Here is a 1,309-nt window from a genome sequence, read left to right on the forward strand (position 1 = left end):
CGGAGATTGGGTATTCAATAAAAACGGGCATTTTTACTCTCCCCAGGCACTCCATGCCGCAGGAGCGACCTATCAAGAAGATGGCAATATCCACGGATCATTATGGGGCGGGCATCTCAGCGGATGGCTAAATAATACCTTTGTGCGCGATATTCGATTGGGGCATATGCAGGAAGTTCAGATATGGAAGGGACCAGGCTATCGTGATGAACCGTCGCATGTGATTACCGGCGTGTATAACGGGAATGGTGATGCATATGTTGATTTTGTTCAACGGCGCGTCCTTCAAAAAAACATTAATGGTAACTGGATAAATGTGTGGTTTATGTGATGAAAAACATTAAAAACTTTAAACGATACCACCCTGATTCTGTTGATAAAAAAGTGCTGGAACGCTCTATTGGTGCGATTTTTCTTATCTCAGAAGATGGTCAAGACTGGTATGAGTGCCAGAAAACTTTTCAGCCAGAAACAATGAAAATCGAGTATGAAACCAACGGTGTAATACGTTCAATGGGTTACGATATCAGCGGCTTCTGTCCTGAAGGGTGCAGCGTGGCAGAAGTATCTGAATGGCCCAAAGAGGCAACTGCTAACCGAAAATGGTGCTTTCTTAATGGTCAGGTTGTTCCACGCATCTACACGGCAGATGAACTTATGGAGCAAGCTACCCATAAGCGAGATTATCTACTTGAACAGGCAGCAAAAATTATAGCCCCACTTCAGGACGCCGCAGACCTCGACATGGCGACAGACGCCGAAAAAGTGGCGCTGCTGGCGTGGAAAAAATACCGAGGGCTGCTTAATCGGCTCGATATCAGCAGCGCGCCGGATATCGACTGGCCAGATCCTCCTTCAGAAACCAATCGCCAGAACCACCGTTTCAAGGCTGTTATCCACCGTCACCCTGACGGTCGCGTTATCGACCAGGTGGGCTGACTGCGACTGACCATCCGCGTCATAGTTCAGCGCAGTGCCAACATAGCCGAGACAGAACAATCCTGCATTGGGAAATTTCATGGGCAACGGGAAATCATAGGTTCCTGCCCCTTTATCTTTTCCATATCTTGCCCACTGGATAATCACCCCCGTGTCCCCGCATTTCCACCATCCATTGACCTCGCGCTTCGCCGTATTCGGTTGACCGTAGGCCCCTTTGGGCTGGAAGGTCTTTCTCAGGTAAGCGTCCAGCCACTCATCTCCCCAGACCGAACCGTGGATATTGCCGTCAGCGGCTATCCTTGCGGCTCCGGCATACACGGAAGAAGGGGCACGAAAACCGCCATCTTTATGGAAAACGTACTCACCA

2 protein-coding genes and 1 pseudogene are annotated in these 1,309 nt (G+C 49.4%); 2 read left to right on the plus strand and 1 reads right to left on the minus strand.

Features of this window, described 5'->3' with window-relative positions:
- Positions 1–331, plus strand: a pseudogene (locus tag ACTBDZ_RS17890) (hypothetical protein); the annotation flags it as partial.
- Positions 331–939 carry a tail fiber assembly protein gene (locus tag ACTBDZ_RS17895; RefSeq protein WP_438816279.1) on the plus strand — a complete coding sequence of 203 codons (609 nt, stop codon included), beginning with the start codon at positions 331–333 and terminating at the stop codon, positions 937–939. The pseudogene ACTBDZ_RS17890 and the gene ACTBDZ_RS17895, both read left to right, overlap by 1 nt.
- Here the strand turns inward: ACTBDZ_RS17895 and ACTBDZ_RS17900 are convergent.
- On the minus strand, positions 856–1,309 hold a 454-nt coding region (locus tag ACTBDZ_RS17900), incomplete at its 5' end, for a gp53-like domain-containing protein (RefSeq protein WP_438816280.1). The two genes, ACTBDZ_RS17895 and ACTBDZ_RS17900, sit on opposite strands and share 84 nt — an antisense overlap.

It is taken from the genome of Symbiopectobacterium sp., from assembly GCF_051710365.1.
Classification (GTDB): domain Bacteria; phylum Pseudomonadota; class Gammaproteobacteria; order Enterobacterales; family Enterobacteriaceae; genus Symbiopectobacterium.